Origin of the sequence: Bacillus sp. BR3(2024), from assembly GCF_039134555.1 — a bacterium.
Lineage (GTDB): Bacteria > Bacillota > Bacilli > Bacillales > Bacillaceae_G > Bacillus_A > Bacillus_A cereus.
This window is the reverse complement of record NZ_CP152433.1, coordinates 1,301,849-1,322,441: the sequence shown is the minus strand read 5'-3', so window position 1 is coordinate 1,322,441 and position 20,593 is coordinate 1,301,849. Positions and strand designations below refer to the sequence as shown.

The window sequence follows — 20,593 nt, the reverse complement described above, 5'->3', positions numbered from 1 at the left end:
TTTAATTTGATAGGTGAGGAAAGCTTCTCTCACCTATCAATTATTTATTTCACAAGCGCTATAAGAGATTTTAATTTCCCTGCTGCATGGACATAAGCTCTCGCCGACGCTTCCAATACGTCTTGCGCAACTCCGAAACCTGATATTTGGTGACTACCTTCTTTTAATTCAACATGAACGTGAGCAAGTGCATCTTGACCTTGTGTAATAGATTGTATGCGATAATCTGCCAATTCACATTCTAATCCTAAAATTCTTTGAATCGCATTGTATATCGCTTCAATACTACCAGAACCAGTGGCTGCATCTTCATATACATTTCCTTCCTCATCCTTCAGCACAACAGTTGCGCATTGTGTACTATTTGATACGAAATGCACTTGTAATTGCGTAATGTTATATTGCTGAGCTGCAAATGCTGCTTCACCAAGCATAAGTGCGCGTAAATCTTCTTCAGTAATTTCCTTTTTACGATCAGCCAATTTTTTAAATGCTTCGAATGCCGCATCTCGCTCTTCATTTGTAAATTCATAACCAAGCTCTTTCATTTTTTCCGTAAACGCATGACGGCCAGAGTGTTTCCCAAGTACAAAGAGATTTTGAGATTCTCCTATAAGCGCTGGTTCGATAATTTCATAAGTTGTTACTTCTTTTAAAACCCCGTCTTGGTGGATGCCCGATTCATGAGCAAATGCATTCGCTCCAACGATTGCTTTATTTTTCGGTACAACCATACCCGTTAACCTGCTTACTAATATACTCGTCGCCTTAATTTCTTTTAAAGTCATCGAAGGCTCTGCTTTATAAAAATCTTTTCTAATATGAAGAGCTACCGCAACTTCTTCTAACGCTGCATTCCCTGCTCTTTCTCCAATGCCATTAATCGTTCCTTCTACTTGCAATGCTCCCCCTTCAACCGCAGCTAACGAATTTGCTACTGCCATACCAAGATCATCGTGACAATGACAAGAAAAAATCGCTTTTTCATATGATGGAACGGATTCTTGTAAGTATTTAAAAAGAGAATAATACTCTTCCGGATTTGTATATCCAACTGTATCCGGAATATTAATTACATTCGCTCCTGCTCGAATCGCAATTTCTACTGCTTCAGCTAAAAATGCTCTCGATGTTCTTGTCGCATCTTCTGCAGAAAATTGTACTGTCGGAAATAATGATTTTCCGAGCGTAACCGAGCGATGAATACTATTTAACACATCTTCTTTTGACATACAAAGTTTATATTTCATATGAATATCACTCGTAGCTAGAAATACGTGTAGACGAGGAGATACAGCGCCTTTCACAGCTTCATATGCTCTTCGAATGTCACTTTCTTTCGCTCTAGCTAAACTCATAACCGTAGCATTTTGAATTGTATTCGCAATACGTTTTACCGATTGGAAGTCGCCTTCGGAAGCTGCCGCGAATCCAGCTTCCATTACATGAATACCAAGCCTCTCTAATTGCCTAGCAATTTGTAATTTCTCTTGTTCATTTAAATTTACTCCTGGTGATTGTTCGCCATCACGAAGCGTTGTATCCATGAACAAAACCTGCTTCATATTATTTAACCCCTACCTTTACTCGCGGCTGTACGAAAGGCATCATTTCACGTAATTTACGTCCAACTACTTCGATTTCATGTTTATTCTCTTTCTCATTTGTCGCATGGAAATTTGGTCTTCCTGCTTTATGTTCTGCAATCCACCCTCTTGCAAATGTACCATCTTGAATTTCTGCTAATACTGCCCCCATCGCTTTCTTCGTATCTTCAGTCACAACGCGTGGTCCTGATACGAAGTCTCCCCACTGCGCTGTATCTGAAACTGAATATCTCATATTTTCAAGTCCACCTTCGTACATAAGGTCAACGATTAGCTTCAGTTCATGTAAACATTCAAAATATGCAAGTTCAGGCTGATATCCCGCATCAACTAACGTTTCAAACCCTGCTTTTACAAGTGCAGTCACTCCGCCGCAAAGTACAGCTTGCTCTCCAAACAAATCTGTTTCTGTTTCTTCTTTAAACGTCGTTTCTAGTACACCAGCTCTCGTTGCTCCAATTCCGTCAGCATAAGAAAGTGCTTTTTCAGTCGCAACTCCTGTTGCATCTTGATATACTGCAAATAATGCAGGAACAGCCCCGCCCTCGGCGAACGTACGGCGTACGAGATGCCCTGGTCCTTTTGGCGCTACTAGAAATACATCTACATTAGCTGGTGGTTTTACTTGATCAAAGTGAACATTAAATCCATGTGCGAACACGAGAGAGTTTCCAGCCTGTAAATTTGGTGCAATTTCAGCTTCATATACTTCTGGTTGTAATTCATCAGGCAATAGAATCATTACTACATCAGCTTTTTCCGCAGCTTCTGCTACTGTATATACAGAAAACCCATCTTCATTCGCTTTATCCCAAGACTTACCTTTTCTTAAACCTACTACTACATCAAATCCGTTATCACGTAAATTTTGCGCATGCGCATGACCTTGCGAGCCATATCCGATGATTGCTACTTTCTTTTCCTTTAATACATTTACTGTTACATCTTTCTCATAATAAACTTTTGCCATTTTCATTTCCCCCTATATTTAAATGATTATTGAATTAACATAACTTGCTTATCTTGTTTTTTCATACTACGTGTAAATGCTGTTACACCTGTTCTAGCAATTTCTTTCAAACCGTATGGACGAAGTAATTCAATTAACGCTTCTACTTTGTCTTGCGTACCTGTTACTTGCACAACTATGGAATCCTTCCCAACATCTATTACAGCGGCTCGAAACGGTTCAATTAAACTATATAATTCTGCCCTCGCTACAGAAGTTGCTACTTTAATAAGAGCAAGCTCTCTAGCAATCATCGCTTCTTCTGTAATATCTGATACTTTCAGAACATCAATTTGCTTATGCAGTTGTTTAATTAACTGCTCCACTTGCTGTTCACTTTCAACGTGTACAACAATCGTCATTCGCGATATATCTGATGATTCTGTATGACCTACTGAAATACTTTCAATATTAAAATGTCTTCGTGTCATAACCCCTGTAATTCGGTTTAACACACCACTTTGATTTCGAACTGTCGCTGTAACAATTCTCTTCACCCTTTTTCCACTCCCTCCATTTGGTGAACACCTTTTCCTGGCGCAACCATCGGCATAACCTTCTCTGATTGAAGTACACGACAATCAATTACGACTGGCTCTTGTAATTCGATCGCATGCTGGATTTGCTTCTTTGCAAGAAGTGGATCGTCAATACGAACACCTTTTATGCCATATGCATTTGCAAGAGCGACGAAATCTGGTTGGCATGGTAATAAAGAATGTGAATATCTTTGATTGTAAAATTCATATTGCCATTGTCTTACCATTCCTAAAGCTTCATTATTTAAAATAAATACTTTAACGGGTAAAGCGTGTTCTTTTAATACACTTAATTCTTGCAGAGTCATTTGAAACCCAGCATCACCAACAATTGCAATAACTAATTCTTCAGGCTTTGCAATTTGCGCACCGATTGCTGCTGGAAATCCGAACCCCATCGTTCCTAATCCACCAGAAGTTACCCATTTATCTGGATTTTTCAGTGGATAATATTGCGCTGCCCACATTTGGTGTTGCCCAACGTCTGTTGTTACAATCGCTTCTCCCTTCGTAATTTCATATAGCATATCAATCGCATATTGAGGTTTAATACTTTCAGAATTTCTTTTATAAGAGAATGGATATTTTTCTTTTCTATTCTTTAATAAAAAGAGCCATTCATGATGATTTTCTTTCTTTCCTTCTGATTGAAGCAATACTTCTAACGCCTGCTTAGCACTTGCAACAATAGGAATCTCTGTTGGCACATTTTTCCCGATTTCTGCTGGATCAATATCGATATGTGCAACAGTCGCCCCTTTAGCAAAAAAAGCTAAATTTCCAGTAAGACGATCATCAAATCTCGCGCCTATATTAATGAGTAAGTCGCATTCATATAATGCCATATTGGCTGTATAAGAACCGTGCATTCCCCCCATCCCTAGAAATAGTTCATCATCTGGTGGAAAACCACCAAGTCCAAGTAATGTATGCACAACAGGGATTTCATATTTACGAGCAAAACTTGTCAATTCTTTCGAAGCTTTCGCATGCAATATACCCGCTCCAGCTAAAATTAACGGTTTTTTTGCGGTTTCAATTACTTTGAGTAATTTGTTTATTTGAAGTAGATTCGGTTCATAATTAGGGTTATATCCTGGTAAATCCATTTGTACATTGCTACATCGCTCACCTTTCTCGACTACCATATCTTTCGGAAGGTCAATAACGACTGGTCCTGGTCTTCCTGTTTTAGCAATATGAAATGCTTCTTTAATAATTCGAGGTAAATCTGAGGCCTTTCGCACTTGATAGTTATGTTTTGTCACTGGCATCGTAAGTCCCATAATATCTGCCTCTTGAAAAGCATCGCTCCCAATTAACGTTGTTGCTACTTGGCCTGTAAATACTACAAGTGGCAATGAATCAATCATCGCATCAGCTAGACCCGTAATTACATTTGTAGCACCTGGTCCACTCGTTGCAATTACAACCCCTGGATTCCCTGTAATTCTGGCATACCCTTCAGCAGCGTGAATTGCCCCTTGCTCATGCCTTGTTAAAATATGCGGAATTTCACAATCATACAATGCATCATAGAGAGGTAAAACGGCACCACCCGGATAACCGAAAATCACTTCTACGCCTTCCTTTTCTAGCGCTTCTAACAATAGCTGTGCACCAGTTTCCAGTTTCTCTTCCGTTTTTGAAGACATTGTTCTTATAAGCCCCCTTTTTCAACCTTTTATACAATAAAAAAATCCTACGTCCACACTCCAGCTATGTGCTGAAGGGACGAAAGATTTCGCGGTACCACCCTTCTTTGCAAGAATACTCTTGCCTCAGTGATCCATAAATGGATCTAGCTAATAACGGAGCTACCGTCTAAGCCTAGACAAATGCTTTAGCTTAGCACTCAAGGGCGATGTTCGTCGACGTGAACCATCGGTTTTCAGCAACCACCGACTCTCTGTGAGGCTTCACAATCAACTACTCCTCCCTATCAACGCTTTCTTATGTTAAAAAAGTTGTTATCCAACTTTATTTTCTTCGTAAATTTTCTCTCCATCTTCTACAACTAACTTACGAAACTCTTCTAATAAACGGTTCGTATGTGGACCTGTTTGCCCTAAGCCAATCGTTCTACCATCTACTGTCGTAACAGCAATCACTTCAGCAGCTGTTCCTGTTAAAAACACTTCATCAGCTACATATACATCATGTCTTGTAAATAACTCTTCTCTTACGTCATACCCAAGTTTTTCGCCGATTTCTAAAATGGCGTTTCGTGTAATACCTTCTAACGCTCCAGCAGAACTTGGTGGTGTAATTAATTTATTTCCTTTAACAATAAACACGTTATCTCCTGATCCTTCAGCTACATATCCTTGATCATTTAACATAAGCGCTTCTTGTACTCCAGCTAATTTCGCTTCAATACGAACTAAAATATTGTTTAAGTAATTTAAAGATTTTACTTGAGGGGATAAAACATCGGGACGATTTCGGCGCGTTGCAACTGTTACAACTGGAATCCCTTTCTCATAATATTCTTGTGGGAATAAAGATAATTGTTCTGCAATTACTACTACATTCGGCTTCTTACATGAATCGGGATCCAATCCAAGATTTCCTGCTCCTCTTGATACAACAAGGCGAATGTATCCATTAGATAATTTATTTTGTCGAATCGTCTCAACAACAATATTTGTTACTTCATCTAATGAATATGGAATTTCTAAAAGGATTGATTTTGCTGATTCATACAACCGGACAAGATGCTCTCTCAAACGGAAAACATTACCGCTATAAACTCTAATTCCTTCAAACACTCCATCGCCATATAAATAGCCATGATCATATACTGAAACTTTTGCCTCATCTTTTGGAACAAATTCTCCATTTAAGAAAATCCATTGCTCATTCACTAGAAGCGCCTCCTATGTTCTATGAATTTTTTATTGTTTCCTAGTTTACTCTCCTTTCTAAATAAATCAAGTGAATTTTTAGAAAATTTATAATTTTTAATCGTACGTACTTCTTTACTTATATTGATTTAACAACATTGTTAACGTTTACAAAAAGTCAAAAATTTTTTTTCGCCAATTTTCACTAAAAAATATTTGTTTAAAAGAAGGATTTTCATCAATTGATACGAATCTATTGTATTCAATAAACGGACGTCCGATTTTATAAATCCGGAAATATATAACGACTTTTGCTGAAAAAGGGGGAAAATAACAAAAATAGCGCTGTCTAAAAATAACATTCATATTTTTCATTTCGTAATCATAATCCTATTTTTAAAAAACAATTTGTCAAAATAAAGGAGGAAATAAATATGGCGTGTGTACAAATTAAAGGAACGAGACAAGAGGTAGTAGAAATGCTGCAATTATTTGATCTAATGGATACGAAAGGTTTTTGTAAATTCGATAATTACGTAGAGGTAGAACCAAATACGAAAGAACATAATCATTTTATTGCTTCAATCGACATCCATTCAAATACTTCTTCAGCACAAGATACATTAAACGATCAATTCGTTAGTCAAATGCTTACTGGCGTATATAACGACTAAACAAAGATTTACTTCCTACCGTCTTTTCATAAATATATGCAGTGAACTTGAGCATACTAGCAATTAGATGGTAGGGAGGTGAGAATTATGGCTAGAATTGGCGTTGAAAACTCATTAACAGACGTTCAACAAGCTCTTCAGCAACAAGGTCATGAAGTTGTTACACTTAACTCAGAACAGGATGCACAAGGGTGTGATTGTTGCGTTGTAACTGGGCAAGATTCTAATGTGATGGGCATTGCAGATACATCAATTAAAGGATCAGTCATTACAGCTCACGGTTTAACAACGGATGAAATTTGTCAACAAGTTGAAAGTCGCACTTAAAAAATGAAAGAGGACTCCTTTTAAAAGGAGTCCTCTTTTTTATATTCACCTAACGGGAAAGTAACATATACTGGATGAAAGCCCTACCTCTCTCTCATCATTACGGTTCCACTGACCGCTCCTTGATTCACTAGTATACATATATAGCTTACAAATACAATTTATAGGGTTTGTTCACAAAAGTTGTTGATAAAATTATCCGATCTTTCGCAAACTTTTCGTATTGCATTCATAAGAGATATTTACTTTACACTAGCTGTAACCGAGACACGAATTAAAATTCTAACACCAATACAATAACTTGTCAACTTTTTTCCGCAAATTAAAAACAGACATTAACGGTTTGTCTGTTTTAGAATGGAGCTTTTTCTTTTATTACATATACAACAAAGCCGCTTACTAACATAAATAAGCCAACTACTAAGTTTTTGATATTAATCATAAATTCCTCTCCCTTATTCCACACATCATATATATTTACATTTCAATTATTCCGATCATCCTAAAGCGCACTTTTTCTAATATATCATAATTCCTAAAAAATGCAAGTTCACTTTTGACGACCATTCACAAATTTATCTACAGTGCTTGGTACAGTATTTAAAGCCTTTTCAATTAAATGTGTACTGCTGTTGAGATGTAATACTTGCACCCCATTAGAACCAACTACTAAAAAAGCTACTGGACTAATGGAAACCCCAGCCCCGCTTCCTCCTCCAAATGGATGCCCTTGTTTGTTCTCTTTATGCTGATTTTGCCCACCGTTATGTTTTTCAGTAATGAAATCCCCTTTAAAATCACTTCCACCAGCTCCAAAACCAAAAGCCACTTGAGATACTGTTAATACTACATTTCCGTCAGCTGTTGAAACCGGGCTCCCAACAATTGTATTTACATCTACCATCTCTTTTAAATTTGTCATTGCCGTTTTCATTAAATTTTCAATTGGATGTTCCATTATGTATTGCACCCTTTCCTCATTATTCCTTTTTATATTTTCCAAAATAGAGGAAGTCATACTAACTTTTCCTATTTCAAGAAAACATTTTCCTCCTTTTAAAAGATACTACTCCCTGTACATGCTCCGGTATAGTGAAACTTTAATCAGTGGGATGTGCACGTTTCTCGACTCCCACAAATAGCGGGATAAAAAAGAAAAAGAGATACATACTACTATTGAACCTTGTTATGAAAGGAGTCATGACTTTGACTGAGAAATTTGATGATTATAAAAGAAGAGATAGAATAGATAGTGATTATAGTGACTATAAAGAAGAGTACGCCGCTGAGGTTGCACCACAACGCATTGATTATGATTACGATGATAAAGACGATAAAGATGTTGTAAAATCGTCCGCTGCTGGATCAACTGCTGGTTTTATCGCTCTTGCGCTATCTATCTTATCGCTATTTACATTTCCAACACTATTTGGTCTTGTTTCTGTTTTACTCGGTATTTACGCTTATAATCGCGGAGCTACTGTAACTGGCGGTATCGCTGCAGTTGTCGGTGGAATTGCTGCACTTATCGCAATTTTATTCCGAGTAGCACTTATTGGTCTATTGTTCTCCCTGTTCTAAAAAAGAAAAAGGTATCTCGCTTAACGCGGGATACCTTATCCTGTAAACACATCTTCCGATGGATATTTTATTTTTTGTTTTGCTGGTCGCGCTAAAGAGAACACAAGTGTTAATGGTCCAATTAATCCGCAGAACATAACAAACATAATAATACATTTTCCGAATGCCGATAGCTTTGCAGTAATTCCCATCGTTAATCCGACTGTGCCAAACGCTGATATTGTCTCAAATAATAATTGAATAAAGCTGAAGTTTTCTGTAAGCATTAATATGAATACCGCTGCTAAAATAAGTATTTGACTGGCAACAGCAATCGCTAAGGCCCTCGTTACTGTCGACATTTTAATTGTACGCTGAAATAAAACAATTTCCTCCTTTTTTCTAAAGAAAGAAAGGACAGATGTAATTAAGATAACAAACGTCGTTAATTTAATTCCTCCACCTGTCGATACACTTCCTGCACCAATAAACATTAAAATCATCGTAAATAATATAGATGATTCTTCCATACCTCCATAGTCAACCGTATTAAATCCAGCTGTCCGCGGAGTAATACCTTGAAAGAAGGAAGCCCATAGTTTTTCATTTAAAGATAAATTCCCTAACGTCTTCACATTATTATATTCCAATACAAAAATTACAATCATTGCTATAACATTTAGCACTACTGTTCCAATAATCATTATTTTTGAGTGAAGTGATAATTTTCGAAAACTGCGGCTATACCATATATCAATTAATACGGTAAAACCGAGTCCCCCAATTACAATTAAAGAGCAAATCCCAATATTAATAATGGGATCCCCTACATATCTTGTTAAATTATCTGGCCATAAAGCAAATCCTGCATTATTATAAGATGCAATTACATGAAAAATACTATAGTATAAACCTTTTCCAAAACCAAACTCTGGAATAAAGCGAAACGATAAAAAGATGACCCCAATAAGTTCAATACAAATCGAAAATATAAAGACACGCTTTACTAATTTTACAAGACCACCTATATTTGTTTGATTAAATGCTTCTCCAATTAATAAACGATGGCGTAATCCGATTTTTTTACCTAGTACCCAAACAATTAAAATGGCAATTGTCATAAGGCCTAGACCACCTGTTTGAATTAAAAACATAATAACAATTTCGCCAAACATCGTAAATGTACTTGCTGTATCCACTACTCCCAAACCAGTTACGGTCGCTGCTGACGTTGCTGTAAAGAAAGCATCTACCCAACTAATATGTACTTTCGTTGCGAATGGTAATTTTAATAACAAACCGCCAACCACAATTAAGCAGAAAAAGCCTAATGCTAATATTTGTGGTGGGTTTAATCGTATAAGACGATTATACAGCCCTTGTTTTTTTGTTACGTCCATATCACTAACTCCCTTATTAAAGTGAAGCTTTCCCCTCATACAATAAAAAGCTTTTTAAAAGCCCTTAAATAATTGGGACAAACCTTATATTCTCATAATATAGTTGAGCATAATCCTTTTTTTCATAGATTACAACTTTTATTTATATTCCTTTTCGTTTTATGCTGGGAAAACTCTATATCCTAACTCAATATTGCTAGCAATAACAATTTCATATGTACTATTTTTCAAATCCCCATATCTTTCACTCTATGTTCACATAGAGGTCACATCCACCTTTTATAGTATATGTATCGAAGCTGTTCCTCCCTAATTTATAAGACATTCCCCAGTGTCTTTGAATAGCTTCCATCCCTAATTAAATTGACATAAATTGTCCCCTTCCTTGACCATCTTATATATGATGGTCTTATTTTTTTGTTTGCTCTATCTTTTATTCCGCTATTTGTGGGCAATAAACGCCCAATTGGTTAAGGCTAATAATCAACAGGGGATGAACAAAAAACACTCATTAAATTTTCATTTTATTTAAAACTCCCTCTCTCTTTCACTCTATATTCACACAGAGGTCACATCCACCTTTTATAGTATATGTATCGAAGTTGTTCCTCCCTAATTTATAAGACATTCCCCAGTGTCTTTGAACAGCTTCCATCCCTAATTAAATTGACATAAATTGTCCCCTTCCTTGACCATCTTATATATGATGGTCTTATTTTTTTGTCTTTCTATCTTTTATTTAAAACTCCCTCTCTCTTTCACTCTATGTTCACACAGAGGTCACATCTACCTTTTATAGTATATGTATCGAAGTTGTTCCTCCCTAATTTATAAGACATTCCCCAGTGTCTTTGAACAGCTTCCATCCCTAATTAAATTGACATAAATTGTCCCTTCCTTGACCATCTTATATATGATGGTCTTATTTTTTTGTCTTTCTATCTTTTATTTAAAACTCCCCCTCTCTTTCACCCTATGTTCACATGAGAGTCACACCTACCTTTTATAGTATATGTATCGAAGTTGTTCCTCCCTAATTTATAAGACATTCCCCAGTGTCTTAAAGCAACTTCCATCCCTAATTAAATTGACATAAATTGTCCCCTTCCCTTGACCATCCTATGTGATGGTCTATTTTATTTTCCAAACACAAAATCAGTCTATCTACACTTAAACAAAAACGAAAAATTCAGAAAATATTGTTAAATTAGGTATTTTTTCGGTATAATTACTTTAGAAAGAAATTTCGCAAAAACAAAAGGGGGGATTTTATTGAAACAAACAAAAGCAATCTTAATCGCATTATTTCTAGGTCTAGTTGTTGGACTCACTCTAAATTTAGCTGCTCCATCTATCTTTGAGCCACTAAATCAATATGTGTTCAACCCAATTGGTCAATTGTTTATTCGACTTATTAAAATGCTAGTTGTTCCTGTTGTGTTCATTTCTATCGTACTTGGTGCTGCCGGCCTTGGAGATCCGAAACAACTTGGAAGAATCGGTTTAAAATCAATTTCATTCTTTCTCGTAACAACTGCGGTTGCCATCTCTATAGCGGTTACATTTGCACTTATTATAAAACCAGGAGCTGGCGGTAATTTTAAAACAGAAGGTCTTAAGTATGAAGGTGCAAAAACTGAAACATCTTTCGTCGACACATTGCTAAATATCGTACCAGATAACCCAGCAAAAGCGATGGCTGACGGAAACATGTTACAAATCATTGCCTTTGCCGTATTGATTGGACTCGGTATAGCTATTTTAGGAAAACGAGTTCAAGGTATCCATTCATTACTTGAACAGGGCAACGAATTAATGATGTATCTTGTTAATCTCGTTATGAAATTAGCCCCAATTGGAACATTCGGTTTGCTCGCTTCATCCGTTGGTAAAATGGGGCTTGCAGGCGTCGCTGCGATGTTCAAGTATATGATTGTCGTTATGTTAGTACTCATTATTCACGGGGTCTTTGTATATGGCGGCTTATTAAAGGTATTAGCAAAAGAAAGTATTGTTCGTTTCTTTAAACATTTCGGACCAGTAATGGCAATTGGATTTAGTACATCTAGCTCTAATGCATCGCTTCCATTTGCAATGAAAACAGCACAAGATAAGCTTGGCGTTCCAAAAGCGATAAGCTCATTTGTACAACCACTAGGGGCAACTATTAATATGGATGGTACTGCCATTATGCAAGGGGTAGCCACTGTATTTATCGCTCAAGTATACGGAGTTGAACTTACATTACCGCAATTAGCTATGGTCGTATTAACTGCTGTACTAGCTAGTATCGGTACTGCTGGTGTACCTGGTGTTGGACTTGTAATGCTTACAATGGTTTTAAATCAAGTAAATCTACCAGTAGAAGGTATCGCTTTAATTATCGGTATTGACCGTATTTTAGATATGTCTAGAACAGCTGTAAACATTTCTGGTGATGCAATTTGCGCAATGATTGTCGCAAAATCAGAAGAAAAATATAATACGGATCAATCGGCAGCATCTTAAATCAAAAAAGGAGTGATGAATTTCACTCCTTTTTTGATTTACTCCCTTTTTTAGAACGATATTCTTTTCCTTTATTATCATTACCAGTTTCAAATTCAGTGCTAAATTCCTGATTAAATTGACCGGACTTTGGTGACCCTTGATTACCGCTCCCTTTACTACCGTTACGATTCGTCATATTTCTCCCTCCCTTCCTTGTATTAGTAGTATGGCGCTCTATCTTTTTTCATACACATTTTATTTTTTAACATCTATTACACACGAAAGAAGACCTCCCATATATAAGGAAGATCTTCTATTTCATCGCGTAAGCGTTTTCTTGTTTATAATCACTTAAATAAGTTTTTTGGAAATTGAAATCATTACATTCATTTCATCTTCTGAAAGTGCAGAGAATCTTTCTTGTAAATATTGTTTTTTCGCATCTTCCATTTTCGCAACTAAATCTTTCCCTTGTTCTGTAATCTCTAAATACACAACTCGGCGATCTGATGTAGAACGTGAACGAGTTACAAAACCTTTATTAATTAATTTTTCTGTAACAGCTGTAATATGACTATTCGACACATTTAATTCATTTGCTACACGCGATACCATTTCTTTATTCGTACGATTTAATATTCTCAGAACAATGAATTCATTCCACGGTATGTAACCACCAAATATTTTTCCGATATCATTACGCAACGTGCGAAACATAGCAAACACATTTGTCGATAGTTCTTCCATTAATTGCTCTCGATTTTGAGACAACTTTGACAGCCCCTTTTATTTCATTTAGTTAAATAAAAACCTTATTAATAATTTTACATGAAATCTTACTTTTTGTCACCTTATTTTCCCGTAATTCGTAGTTTTTTAATATGTATTTCATGATAAAATGAAGTCAACTTCCAGAAAAAAGGGGGGATTTTAATGCATGAGGAGGAGAGTTTCTCAAATCTCAGCCTAAAAGATAAAACAATTATCATTAGTATTATTGCTCTTTTTCTCATTATAGTTTTTGCATTTATATTTTTTGTATATGTAGGAATCTTTCAACTTACAGGTATAGAGTATAGTTCACGTACTGCTTTACTTCTCTTTTTTTTATTAATTACTTTCTTAGATGGTATTACATTAGTTATTTTCAGTTTCTTCAAAGCGCTACTATATCCATTGACTCAAAACATGCCAAATTGGATTTCTCTCACTCTTTTCTCATTCATTGAAATTACACTAGATTGGTTCGTCATTCATACTGCTGATGATTGGATAGAAAGCGTACAAATGTCCAACTTAACTGAATTATGTGTCGTACTATTCTTTTTTCTATTAAATAAATTATTAAGTGACAAGAAAGAGTAAGAATACAAGCTTTTCTATATAAAAATTGGTACAATGAAAGCAAATCTTACTAAAGAGGTGTTAATTATGAACTTACAACAATGGGCTGATAAAGGTATGTCCTTTGATACATATGTGAATGAAATGAAAGTAAATCAATACGAGCTACTACACATTTACAATAACTTTTTAATTCCAAATGAGTTACTTCCTGTATTAGAAGAACGTCAAAATGATGGCTGGCGTGTTATCGTATTAACTGCTGATTGGTGTGGCGATGCTCTTTTATGCGTACCTGTTATGAAACGAATTTCTGAAGTTGCAAATATTGATATGCGTTTATTAATTCGCGATGAAAACTTAGAATTAATGGATCAATATTTAACAAATGGAACAGCACGTGCGATTCCAATCTTTATTTTCATTGATAAAGATGGAAATGAACAAGCCGTCTTTGGACCACGCGCTCCAAAAGTACAAGAATTAGTAACTTCAATGCGCGCTACATTACCTGAAAAAGAAGATCCAACTTTCGAAGAAAAACAAAAAGAAATGTATGCTAATTTCCGTGCTACATTAGCTGATGATACTTCTCTTTGGGAACATGTAATGGAAAACATGATGGAAAAAGTAGTAAAATAAAAACCTGCCGAGCTCGGCAGGTTTTTTTATTACATAATGAAGAAATAGAATACCGCAGCTAAAATGAAACGATAATAAGCGAACGGTGTTAGTTTTACACGAGATAATAATTTCAAGAATGAAACAATTGCAAGCATCGCAACAACGAATGCAGTTACAAATCCTGTTACAAATAGCGTTATATCTGCTGAGCTTAATACATCCCAGCTTTTAATTAAATCTAAGCCACTTGCAGCTACCATCATCGGTACCGCTAAAATGAACGTATATTCAGCTGCCGCTGTATGCGACACGCGAGCTAATAAACCACCACTTATTGTAGAACCAGAACGAGAAAATCCTGGCCAAAGAGCTAAACATTGGAACATTCCAATTGTAAATGCCTGTTTATATGTGATTTCATCTAACGTTCTTGCTGTACTTGGTTTCGAAAACTTCTCAGCAACAATCATTAAAATACCACCGGCTACTAAGCTAATAACAACTGGTCCTGGACCAAATAAAACCTCTTTAATAGTGCTATGGAATAATACGCCAAGTACCCCGGCAGGAATCATCCCGATAATAATATGTAATAAATTTAACGATGGTCCGTCTGTTACTTTACCTATTCCAACTAACGACCATAGACGCTTCCAAAATATAACAACAACTGCTAAAATCGATCCCAATTGGATAACAACTTCAAAAACTTTCGCTCTCTCATCGTCAAATCCAATTAAATGTCCTGTTAAAATCATATGTCCTGTTGATGATACTGGTAGAAACTCTGTTAACCCTTCAACAGCACCCATGATTAAACCAATTAACCAATCAGCCACAAGTAGTGCCTCCTTAATAACAAATAATATGTAATTTTTTCACACCTTATCATAATACCTTATCCCTTTTCAAAGTGCATCCTTTTTTTATTGGCTTCATATGTTATAAGCGCGTATTTCTTTTCTAATCTTTGATTAAATTGTATGATAGTAAGAGTTTGTTTTTTTATACGGAAAGGGGATTTTATGAAAGAAACTACTTCATTCTCACAAAAGTTAAAGCAATTTGTATTACTATTTTTTCCGATTTTCGTAACGCAAATGTCATTATTTGCGATGAGTTTTTTTGATACAACGATGTCAGGACATGCAAGTCCAACTGATTTAGCAGGTGTTGCAATTGGAACAAGTATATGGATTCCAGTTAGTACGGGGTTAACAGGAATTTTAATGGCTACTACTCCCATTGTTGCACAGCTCGTTGGATCCAAGAAAAAAGAGGACGTTCCCCACGTTGTCATACAAGCAGTTTATTTAGCAATTTGTGCTAGCTTCGTTGTTATCCTCATCGGTTTTTTCGTCGTTTCACCTATTTTAAATGGCATGCGCTTAGAAGAACCTGTGGAACGTATTGCAGCGCAATTTTTAAGTATTATCGCAATAGGAATTATACCTTTATTCACTTACACTGTTTTACGTGGATTTATTGATGCATTAGGAAAAACTCGAACAACGATGATTATTACATTATTATCATTACCAATTAATGTAATATTAAATTACCTATTAATTTTTGGTAACTTCGGTTTCCCAAAGCTCGGTGGTGTCGGAGCAGCAATTGCTTCCACTGCAACATATTGGTGCATTTTAATTATTACAGTCATTATTATTCAGACGAAAGAGCCTTTTGCCTCTTTCAACATTTTCAAACAATTATACCGACCTTCTCTTTCGAGTTGGATAGCATTCTTAAAACTTGGCGTCCCTATCGGATTTGCTATCTTTTTTGAAACGAGTATTTTCGCTGCGGTAACGCTCATGATGAGTAATTTTAGTACGACAACTATTGCAGCTCACCAAGCAGCTATGAACTTTGCTTCCTTGTTATATATGACTCCGCTAAGTTTAGCAATGGCAATGACTATTGCGGTTGGATTCGAAGTTGGAGCAAAACGTTACGATAATGCAAAACAATACGGACTGATTGGAATTGGATTAGCCCTTGCCTTTGCTTTATTATATTCGATTCTTCTCTACTTCTTTGATGATCAAATTGCTTCTATTTATACGACAGATGCAAAAGTTCATCATTTAGCAAAAGAATTTCTTATCTTTGCAATTTTATTTCAAATTTCAGATGCAATTGCAACCCCTGTACAAGGAGCTTTGCGTGGTTATAAAGATGTAAATGTTGCTCTAATTATGACTTTAATTGCTTATTGGATAATAGGTCTACCACTAGGTTACATATTAGCGACGTATACAGAATGGGCCGCGAAAGGCTATTGGATCGGTCTTATTATCGGTCTAGCATTTGGCGCTGCCTTCCTACTTATCCGTCTCTTTCAAGTACAACGAAAATATACAACACAAAACAGCCGCTAATAATAAAGCGGCTGTTTTCTTTATGCATATTTTTTCTTGTAACGTATAATATAATGAAAAAGAAAGGTGGGTACATATGGACGACAAAGAAAAAAAGCAATCATTCGATGAAGAATTTGCCCCTGAAATTTCACCTGGATATCGGCAAGATGTACATAAGCCACCTAAATATAAAAACACTTCGTTTTTAATGGGCATTACCATTTTCGCTGCTGTATTACTCATACTTATCATTTTCGTTTATTTTTGATGAAAGGTGGCCTATTATATGAAGAGAAACAAGATTCCAATCGTTCAAAAAGAACTGTTAAAACACAAAAAGGATATGCAGGAGATTCTGTTCATACTCTTAAACAAGTCGAGCAAGGGAATTTATATATTGCTCAAAAAGAACTTGGTCAACAAAATGAAAATCTTTAAAGGCCCTTTATTCCTTGAGGGCCTTTTTATTCCGCATTAAGTAATACACCCTCAAATGTTCTATTGAGCAATGAATTTCCTTTATTGTACGCGCTGCTTTTGTTCTAGCACCATAAATATATTATTAACCTTTACAATTTTCACTTCATAATTCAATTTTATTTCGCTTCTCTTACTCTTACCATTTTCAGTACCCGCAACGTACGCTACAGCTTGATAAAGAAAACTCTCATTGGTCTCTTCACGTATCTCCTCGTTTGTAAATTTATACTCTAAATCTTGAAAACGATTTGGATAATAATTTCCCATTAATTGTTCATACCCTCTATTTAAAAATAGTTCTTCACCTTTTCGTTTCACATCTTCTTTATTAGTAGACCCAAACACTGATAGTTGCTCGGTCACAAAATGCTCTCCTACCTTTTTCATTTCATTATGAGTTAAGTTTTCTATACTTTTGTTCTTTAACTCCGTATTTAACTCGTACTGATCAATCGGTTTAAAGGTAGCAAAAACCTCCTCTTTATATGACCAAAACAATACAAAAGCGATACATAGAGAAATGATTAACAGTCTTTTTTTCGTAATACTCCCGCCCTTCTTCATAATAATAGATATATTTTAACATATAGAAAGAAAATTCTGATATCATAAAATAGAATAACTTAACTCAGAAACGAGGAACAATTATGGACTCTTACAAACATTATATAAAAGAAGCTTTGCCTAATCTTTCTATACATTCATATAAACAAAATGAAGAAGGATGGGATAATGTAGCAGTTATAGTAAATGATGAGCTACTGTTTCGTTTCCCGCGAAAACAGGAATATGCGATGCGAATTCCGTTAGAAAAAGAACTATGCGCAATTCTCACTCAATCACTACAAGAAATCGAAGTTCCACAATATCACCTAATTTATAAAAATGAATCTGATGAGGTTCCTCTTTGTAGTTACTATACTCTCATTCATGGTGAACCATTAAAAACAGAAACAGTTGCCACGCTGGAGGATCCAAAGCTGAAAGCAATTATTACACAATTAGCTACTTTCCTTGCGGTACTACATAGTATTCCTTTACACCAAGTTACAACGCTATGTTTCCCTATTGAAAAAACATGTACCTACTGGAAAGAGCTACAAACAAAATTAAACCAATATCTCACTACTAGCCTTACTTCATTACAGAAACTAGCCTTAAATCGCTTATTTGAAAATTTCTTTACATGTTTAGCTACATCCACTTTTCAAAACACAATCATTCACGCTGATTTTACTCATCATCACATTTTATTTAACAAGCATAACAAAAGCATTTCAGGTGTTATCGATTTTGGTGATGCGCAAATTGGCGATCCTGCTTTTGATTTTGCAGGACTATATTATGATTTCGGACATGAGTTTACTACATCTGTATATGAACAGTACAGTACACTTATTTCTCATCATGATCCATTACTCATTCATCGTATTACTACCTTTTATCAATACAGTCCTTTACTACATAATATTATTTATAATTTTGAGTCAGAGAATGAACTCGAATTCATTACAGGCACAGAACAGCTAAAAACGATATTACAGGGATGAGATTACATTCTCTCCCTATATACTCTCTCCTCATACATCATTAACTTTTTATCCATTTCAACAATAACTTTATACAATTGAAACGCCTGTAAAATTTGCAGTTGAATTTCAAAAGGAGCATTTTGTTCTTTTAACCATTGAAATACTTTTGTTTCATCTTTCATTGATTATTCCTCCCTTTATTCTGCTATTTGTGGGTAGCCCGATTAATGAGGGCTGATAATCAGTGGGTGATTGACAAAACCCCCACTGATTAAAGTTTCACTTTATTAAAATCTGCTACAAATATACCGTAAATGATGAAAAGCTTTTCATGTCAATAACAAAAAAGGATGCAAAGTTGCATCCTTTAATGAACTATATTTTTCTTCTGTTTCGCTTCTGTCTTTACTTCTTCCCCTTGGCATTCACTACGAAACGCACAACTTATACACTCAGAACGAAAATGACGCTCTGTATAATGCTCAGGTTGCTCTAACATTTCTTTCATTCTAGATAAATCAGCCATTCCAGTTATAATATCTTCCTGTTTCGGAATGTACTCATACTTAGTTCCTTCTATTAAATTAATAACTTCAATTTTTCCTGGAAGAACTCCGAAAGCTTTATAACTGAATACTGTCATTAGCTTCTGACAAAGAGCAAGCATTTCCTCATCTGCATCGACAACATACTTTTTAATTACAAACGACTCAGCACTCCACTCACCAACTTCAAATGTCAATGACATGTGGACACCTAACTCTTCCATATATGTTTGAAACTTCTCGTATAAAAACAATGGTGGTGTCTGACTATCATCCTTTTCAACGAACTGTAATAAGTGATCCGTTAGCTTCGCTAATACAATATAGTATTCCGTCTTCGAAGCAAACATATTAATCCTTACTTTTTTCCAATACTTTTCTATTAATATTAAAAGTACAATTTTCGTTTGTTGACCCGCAGGTAGCGTGTAATACTCGTTAATAATTTGATTGACAATCATTTGTGCTATTTGTTGCCATTCAAATGAAGAAGGTTCTCTTCTTTTTATGTGACGAAAATAAAATTTATGCGGACAACGCATAAAATCATACAAATGATAATCTGTCATCGTTTTGATTGAGATTTTCTCATGCACTTGCTCTTCATCTCCCTTCTGCCATTAAGAAAGGTGTTTTACAAATTCAGCTCCAAACTGTAAACATTTTTCTACATCTTCATCTTCTGGCGTTAATTCTACTTTTAGTCCTTCTAACACAACTGCTGCCCCGCGCTCTTGTAGCTTTTCTATTAAAATGTCAACTGCCACTCCGTATTTCGGATAAGCCGAATCACATGATCCGAATACTGCCGCTTTTTTCCCAGTTAAATCAATAGAATCCATTGCATCATAAAAATCTAAGAAATCATCAGGAAGATCGCCATCTCCCCAAGTGTATGCACCTAAAATAATTCCATCATACTGTTCTAATATAGAAGCTTCTGGTGAATCCATAATATCAATAACTTCAATTTCATTTTCTGTTTCACGAATTACGCCGGCAATATGGTCAGCCATTTCCTCTGTATTTCCACTCATACTTGCAAAAATCATTACTAACTTACTCAACTGAACCTCTCCCTTTACTTTGTATCTCTTTTTCTGTTTGAATGCTCTTCTTCTCATCTACATATTCAGACCGAATTACATTTCTTTGCCATTCCATATGCTGATCAACATCTTTATTTTTATCTTTTAATCCCCTCCGCAGAAGGTGAAAATTCTTTCTCATTAACATGTCGCATCCATCCT

General features: G+C 35.6%; 27 protein-coding genes and 1 other annotated feature. Of the genes, 10 read left to right on the top strand and 17 right to left on the bottom strand.

Annotated elements, in window-relative coordinates:
• Positions 1-44: 44 nt before the first annotated feature.
• The 6 genes from leuA to V7S45_RS06860 form a co-directional block, all read right to left on the bottom strand.
• Positions 45-1,565 carry a 2-isopropylmalate synthase gene (leuA, locus tag V7S45_RS06885; RefSeq protein WP_000815753.1) on the bottom strand — a complete coding sequence of 507 codons (1,521 nt, stop codon included), beginning with the start codon at positions 1,563-1,565 and terminating at the stop codon, positions 45-47.
• A 1-nt stretch (position 1,566) separates the two neighbouring features.
• Complete coding sequence (gene ilvC, locus V7S45_RS06880; RefSeq protein WP_001151741.1) at positions 1,567-2,577, bottom strand: ketol-acid reductoisomerase; 1,011 nt, start codon at positions 2,575-2,577, stop codon at positions 1,567-1,569.
• 26 nt (positions 2,578-2,603) lie between these two features.
• The gene (gene ilvN / locus V7S45_RS06875) at positions 2,604-3,113 is read right to left on the bottom strand and encodes an acetolactate synthase small subunit (RefSeq protein ID WP_000822952.1); all 510 of its coding nucleotides are present in this window, start codon (positions 3,111-3,113) and stop codon (positions 2,604-2,606) included.
• A complete protein-coding gene (ilvB, locus tag V7S45_RS06870) occupies positions 3,110-4,810 on the bottom strand; it encodes an acetolactate synthase large subunit (protein WP_342761700.1) in 1,701 nt (566 codons plus the stop codon). Before ilvB ends, ilvN begins: the two co-directional genes overlap by 4 nt.
• A gap of 72 nt (positions 4,811-4,882) precedes the next feature.
• Positions 4,883-5,110, bottom strand: a binding site (T-box leader).
• A gap of 15 nt (positions 5,111-5,125) precedes the next feature.
• Positions 5,126-6,022, bottom strand: a complete 897-nt coding sequence (gene ilvE / locus V7S45_RS06865; protein ID WP_001005486.1) for a branched-chain-amino-acid transaminase — start codon at positions 6,020-6,022, stop codon at positions 5,126-5,128.
• 147 nt (positions 6,023-6,169) lie between these two features.
• Positions 6,170-6,376: a hypothetical protein gene (locus tag V7S45_RS06860; RefSeq protein WP_342761699.1), complete on the bottom strand. Its 207-nt coding sequence runs from the start codon at positions 6,374-6,376 to the stop codon at positions 6,170-6,172.
• Between the two features lie 59 nt (positions 6,377-6,435).
• On the opposite strand from V7S45_RS06860, the gene V7S45_RS06855 reads away from it, so the two are divergent.
• Positions 6,436-6,675, top strand: a complete 240-nt coding sequence (locus tag V7S45_RS06855; protein WP_000752512.1) for a DUF3911 family protein — start codon at positions 6,436-6,438, stop codon at positions 6,673-6,675.
• Between the two features lie 87 nt (positions 6,676-6,762).
• Positions 6,763-7,002: a YkuS family protein gene (locus V7S45_RS06850; RefSeq protein ID WP_000101022.1), complete on the top strand. Its 240-nt coding sequence runs from the start codon at positions 6,763-6,765 to the stop codon at positions 7,000-7,002.
• A 352-nt stretch (positions 7,003-7,354) separates the two neighbouring features.
• Here the strand turns inward: V7S45_RS06850 and V7S45_RS06845 are convergent, their stop codons facing one another.
• Together V7S45_RS06845 and ytfJ are read right to left on the bottom strand one after the other, a co-directional pair.
• Positions 7,355-7,444 (bottom strand): hypothetical protein, encoded by a 90-nt coding sequence (locus tag V7S45_RS06845; protein WP_000608227.1) that lies wholly within the window; start codon positions 7,442-7,444, stop codon positions 7,355-7,357.
• Positions 7,445-7,552: 108 nt separating this feature from the next.
• On the bottom strand, positions 7,553-8,020 hold the full coding sequence (gene ytfJ / locus V7S45_RS06840) for a GerW family sporulation protein (RefSeq protein WP_000204234.1): 468 nt from the start codon (positions 8,018-8,020) through the stop codon (positions 7,553-7,555).
• Between the two features lie 188 nt (positions 8,021-8,208).
• Between ytfJ and V7S45_RS06835 the strand changes: the two genes are divergently transcribed.
• Positions 8,209-8,583, top strand: a complete 375-nt coding sequence (locus V7S45_RS06835; RefSeq protein ID WP_000136546.1) for a hypothetical protein — start codon at positions 8,209-8,211, stop codon at positions 8,581-8,583.
• Between the two features lie 35 nt (positions 8,584-8,618).
• Here the strand turns inward: V7S45_RS06835 and V7S45_RS06830 are convergent, their stop codons facing one another.
• Positions 8,619-9,962, bottom strand: a complete 1,344-nt coding sequence (locus V7S45_RS06830) for a TrkH family potassium uptake protein (RefSeq protein ID WP_000383526.1) — start codon at positions 9,960-9,962, stop codon at positions 8,619-8,621.
• A gap of 1,272 nt (positions 9,963-11,234) precedes the next feature.
• Between V7S45_RS06830 and V7S45_RS06825 the strand changes: the two genes are divergently transcribed.
• Positions 11,235-12,470, top strand: a complete 1,236-nt coding sequence (locus V7S45_RS06825) for a dicarboxylate/amino acid:cation symporter (protein WP_000814809.1) — start codon at positions 11,235-11,237, stop codon at positions 12,468-12,470.
• Between the two features lie 22 nt (positions 12,471-12,492).
• Here V7S45_RS06825 and V7S45_RS06820 read toward each other — a convergent pair whose 3' ends face one another.
• Positions 12,493-12,648, bottom strand: a complete 156-nt coding sequence (locus tag V7S45_RS06820; protein WP_000184928.1) for a hypothetical protein — start codon at positions 12,646-12,648, stop codon at positions 12,493-12,495.
• A 155-nt stretch (positions 12,649-12,803) separates the two neighbouring features.
• Complete coding sequence (locus V7S45_RS06815) at positions 12,804-13,223, bottom strand: MarR family transcriptional regulator (protein ID WP_000081432.1); 420 nt, start codon at positions 13,221-13,223, stop codon at positions 12,804-12,806.
• 162 nt (positions 13,224-13,385) lie between these two features.
• On the opposite strand from V7S45_RS06815, the gene V7S45_RS06810 reads away from it, so the two are divergent.
• Positions 13,386-13,817 (top strand): regulatory YrvL family protein, encoded by a 432-nt coding sequence (locus V7S45_RS06810; RefSeq protein WP_025688952.1) that lies wholly within the window; start codon positions 13,386-13,388, stop codon positions 13,815-13,817.
• A 33-nt stretch (positions 13,818-13,850) separates the two neighbouring features.
• On the top strand, positions 13,851-14,438 hold the full coding sequence (locus tag V7S45_RS06805) for a thioredoxin family protein (RefSeq protein WP_100249592.1): 588 nt from the start codon (positions 13,851-13,853) through the stop codon (positions 14,436-14,438).
• Between the two features lie 29 nt (positions 14,439-14,467).
• Here V7S45_RS06805 and uppP read toward each other — a convergent pair whose 3' ends face one another.
• A complete protein-coding gene (uppP, locus tag V7S45_RS06800; RefSeq protein ID WP_000796256.1) occupies positions 14,468-15,259 on the bottom strand; it encodes a bacitracin resistance undecaprenyl-diphosphatase in 792 nt (263 codons plus the stop codon).
• A gap of 186 nt (positions 15,260-15,445) precedes the next feature.
• On the opposite strand from uppP, the gene V7S45_RS06795 reads away from it, so the two are divergent.
• The 3 genes from V7S45_RS06795 to V7S45_RS06785 all read left to right on the top strand — a co-directional run bounded on the left by V7S45_RS06795 (position 15,446) and on the right by V7S45_RS06785 (position 17,224).
• On the top strand, positions 15,446-16,804 hold the full coding sequence (locus V7S45_RS06795; RefSeq protein ID WP_000665546.1) for an MATE family efflux transporter: 1,359 nt from the start codon (positions 15,446-15,448) through the stop codon (positions 16,802-16,804).
• Positions 16,805-16,880: 76 nt separating this feature from the next.
• Positions 16,881-17,054, top strand: a complete 174-nt coding sequence (locus tag V7S45_RS06790) for a hypothetical protein (RefSeq protein WP_000341062.1) — start codon at positions 16,881-16,883, stop codon at positions 17,052-17,054.
• Positions 17,054-17,224, top strand: coding sequence for a hypothetical protein (locus V7S45_RS06785; protein WP_088344751.1), 171 nt, complete (start codon positions 17,054-17,056; stop codon positions 17,222-17,224). Before V7S45_RS06790 ends, V7S45_RS06785 begins: the two co-directional genes overlap by 1 nt.
• Before the next feature lie 81 nt (positions 17,225-17,305).
• Here the strand turns inward: V7S45_RS06785 and V7S45_RS06780 are convergent, their stop codons facing one another.
• The gene (locus V7S45_RS06780; protein WP_025688947.1) at positions 17,306-17,830 is read right to left on the bottom strand and encodes a hypothetical protein; all 525 of its coding nucleotides are present in this window, start codon (positions 17,828-17,830) and stop codon (positions 17,306-17,308) included.
• A gap of 83 nt (positions 17,831-17,913) precedes the next feature.
• Between V7S45_RS06780 and V7S45_RS06775 the strand changes: the two genes are divergently transcribed.
• Complete coding sequence (locus V7S45_RS06775) at positions 17,914-18,816, top strand: aminoglycoside phosphotransferase family protein (protein WP_025688946.1); 903 nt, start codon at positions 17,914-17,916, stop codon at positions 18,814-18,816.
• Positions 18,817-18,818: 2 nt separating this feature from the next.
• Here the strand turns inward: V7S45_RS06775 and V7S45_RS06770 are convergent, their stop codons facing one another.
• The 4 genes from V7S45_RS06770 to V7S45_RS06755 all read right to left on the bottom strand — a co-directional run bounded on the left by V7S45_RS06770 (position 18,819) and on the right by V7S45_RS06755 (position 20,579).
• On the bottom strand, positions 18,819-18,980 hold the full coding sequence (locus V7S45_RS06770; RefSeq protein WP_000651086.1) for a hypothetical protein: 162 nt from the start codon (positions 18,978-18,980) through the stop codon (positions 18,819-18,821).
• 185 nt (positions 18,981-19,165) lie between these two features.
• A complete protein-coding gene (locus V7S45_RS06765) occupies positions 19,166-19,939 on the bottom strand; it encodes a hypothetical protein (protein ID WP_000544574.1) in 774 nt (257 codons plus the stop codon).
• 24 nt (positions 19,940-19,963) lie between these two features.
• Complete coding sequence (locus V7S45_RS06760) at positions 19,964-20,410, bottom strand: flavodoxin (RefSeq protein ID WP_000041153.1); 447 nt, start codon at positions 20,408-20,410, stop codon at positions 19,964-19,966.
• Positions 20,403-20,579, bottom strand: coding sequence for a hypothetical protein (locus V7S45_RS06755; RefSeq protein ID WP_000929023.1), 177 nt, complete (start codon positions 20,577-20,579; stop codon positions 20,403-20,405). Before V7S45_RS06755 ends, V7S45_RS06760 begins: the two co-directional genes overlap by 8 nt.
• Positions 20,580-20,593 lie beyond the last annotated feature (14 nt).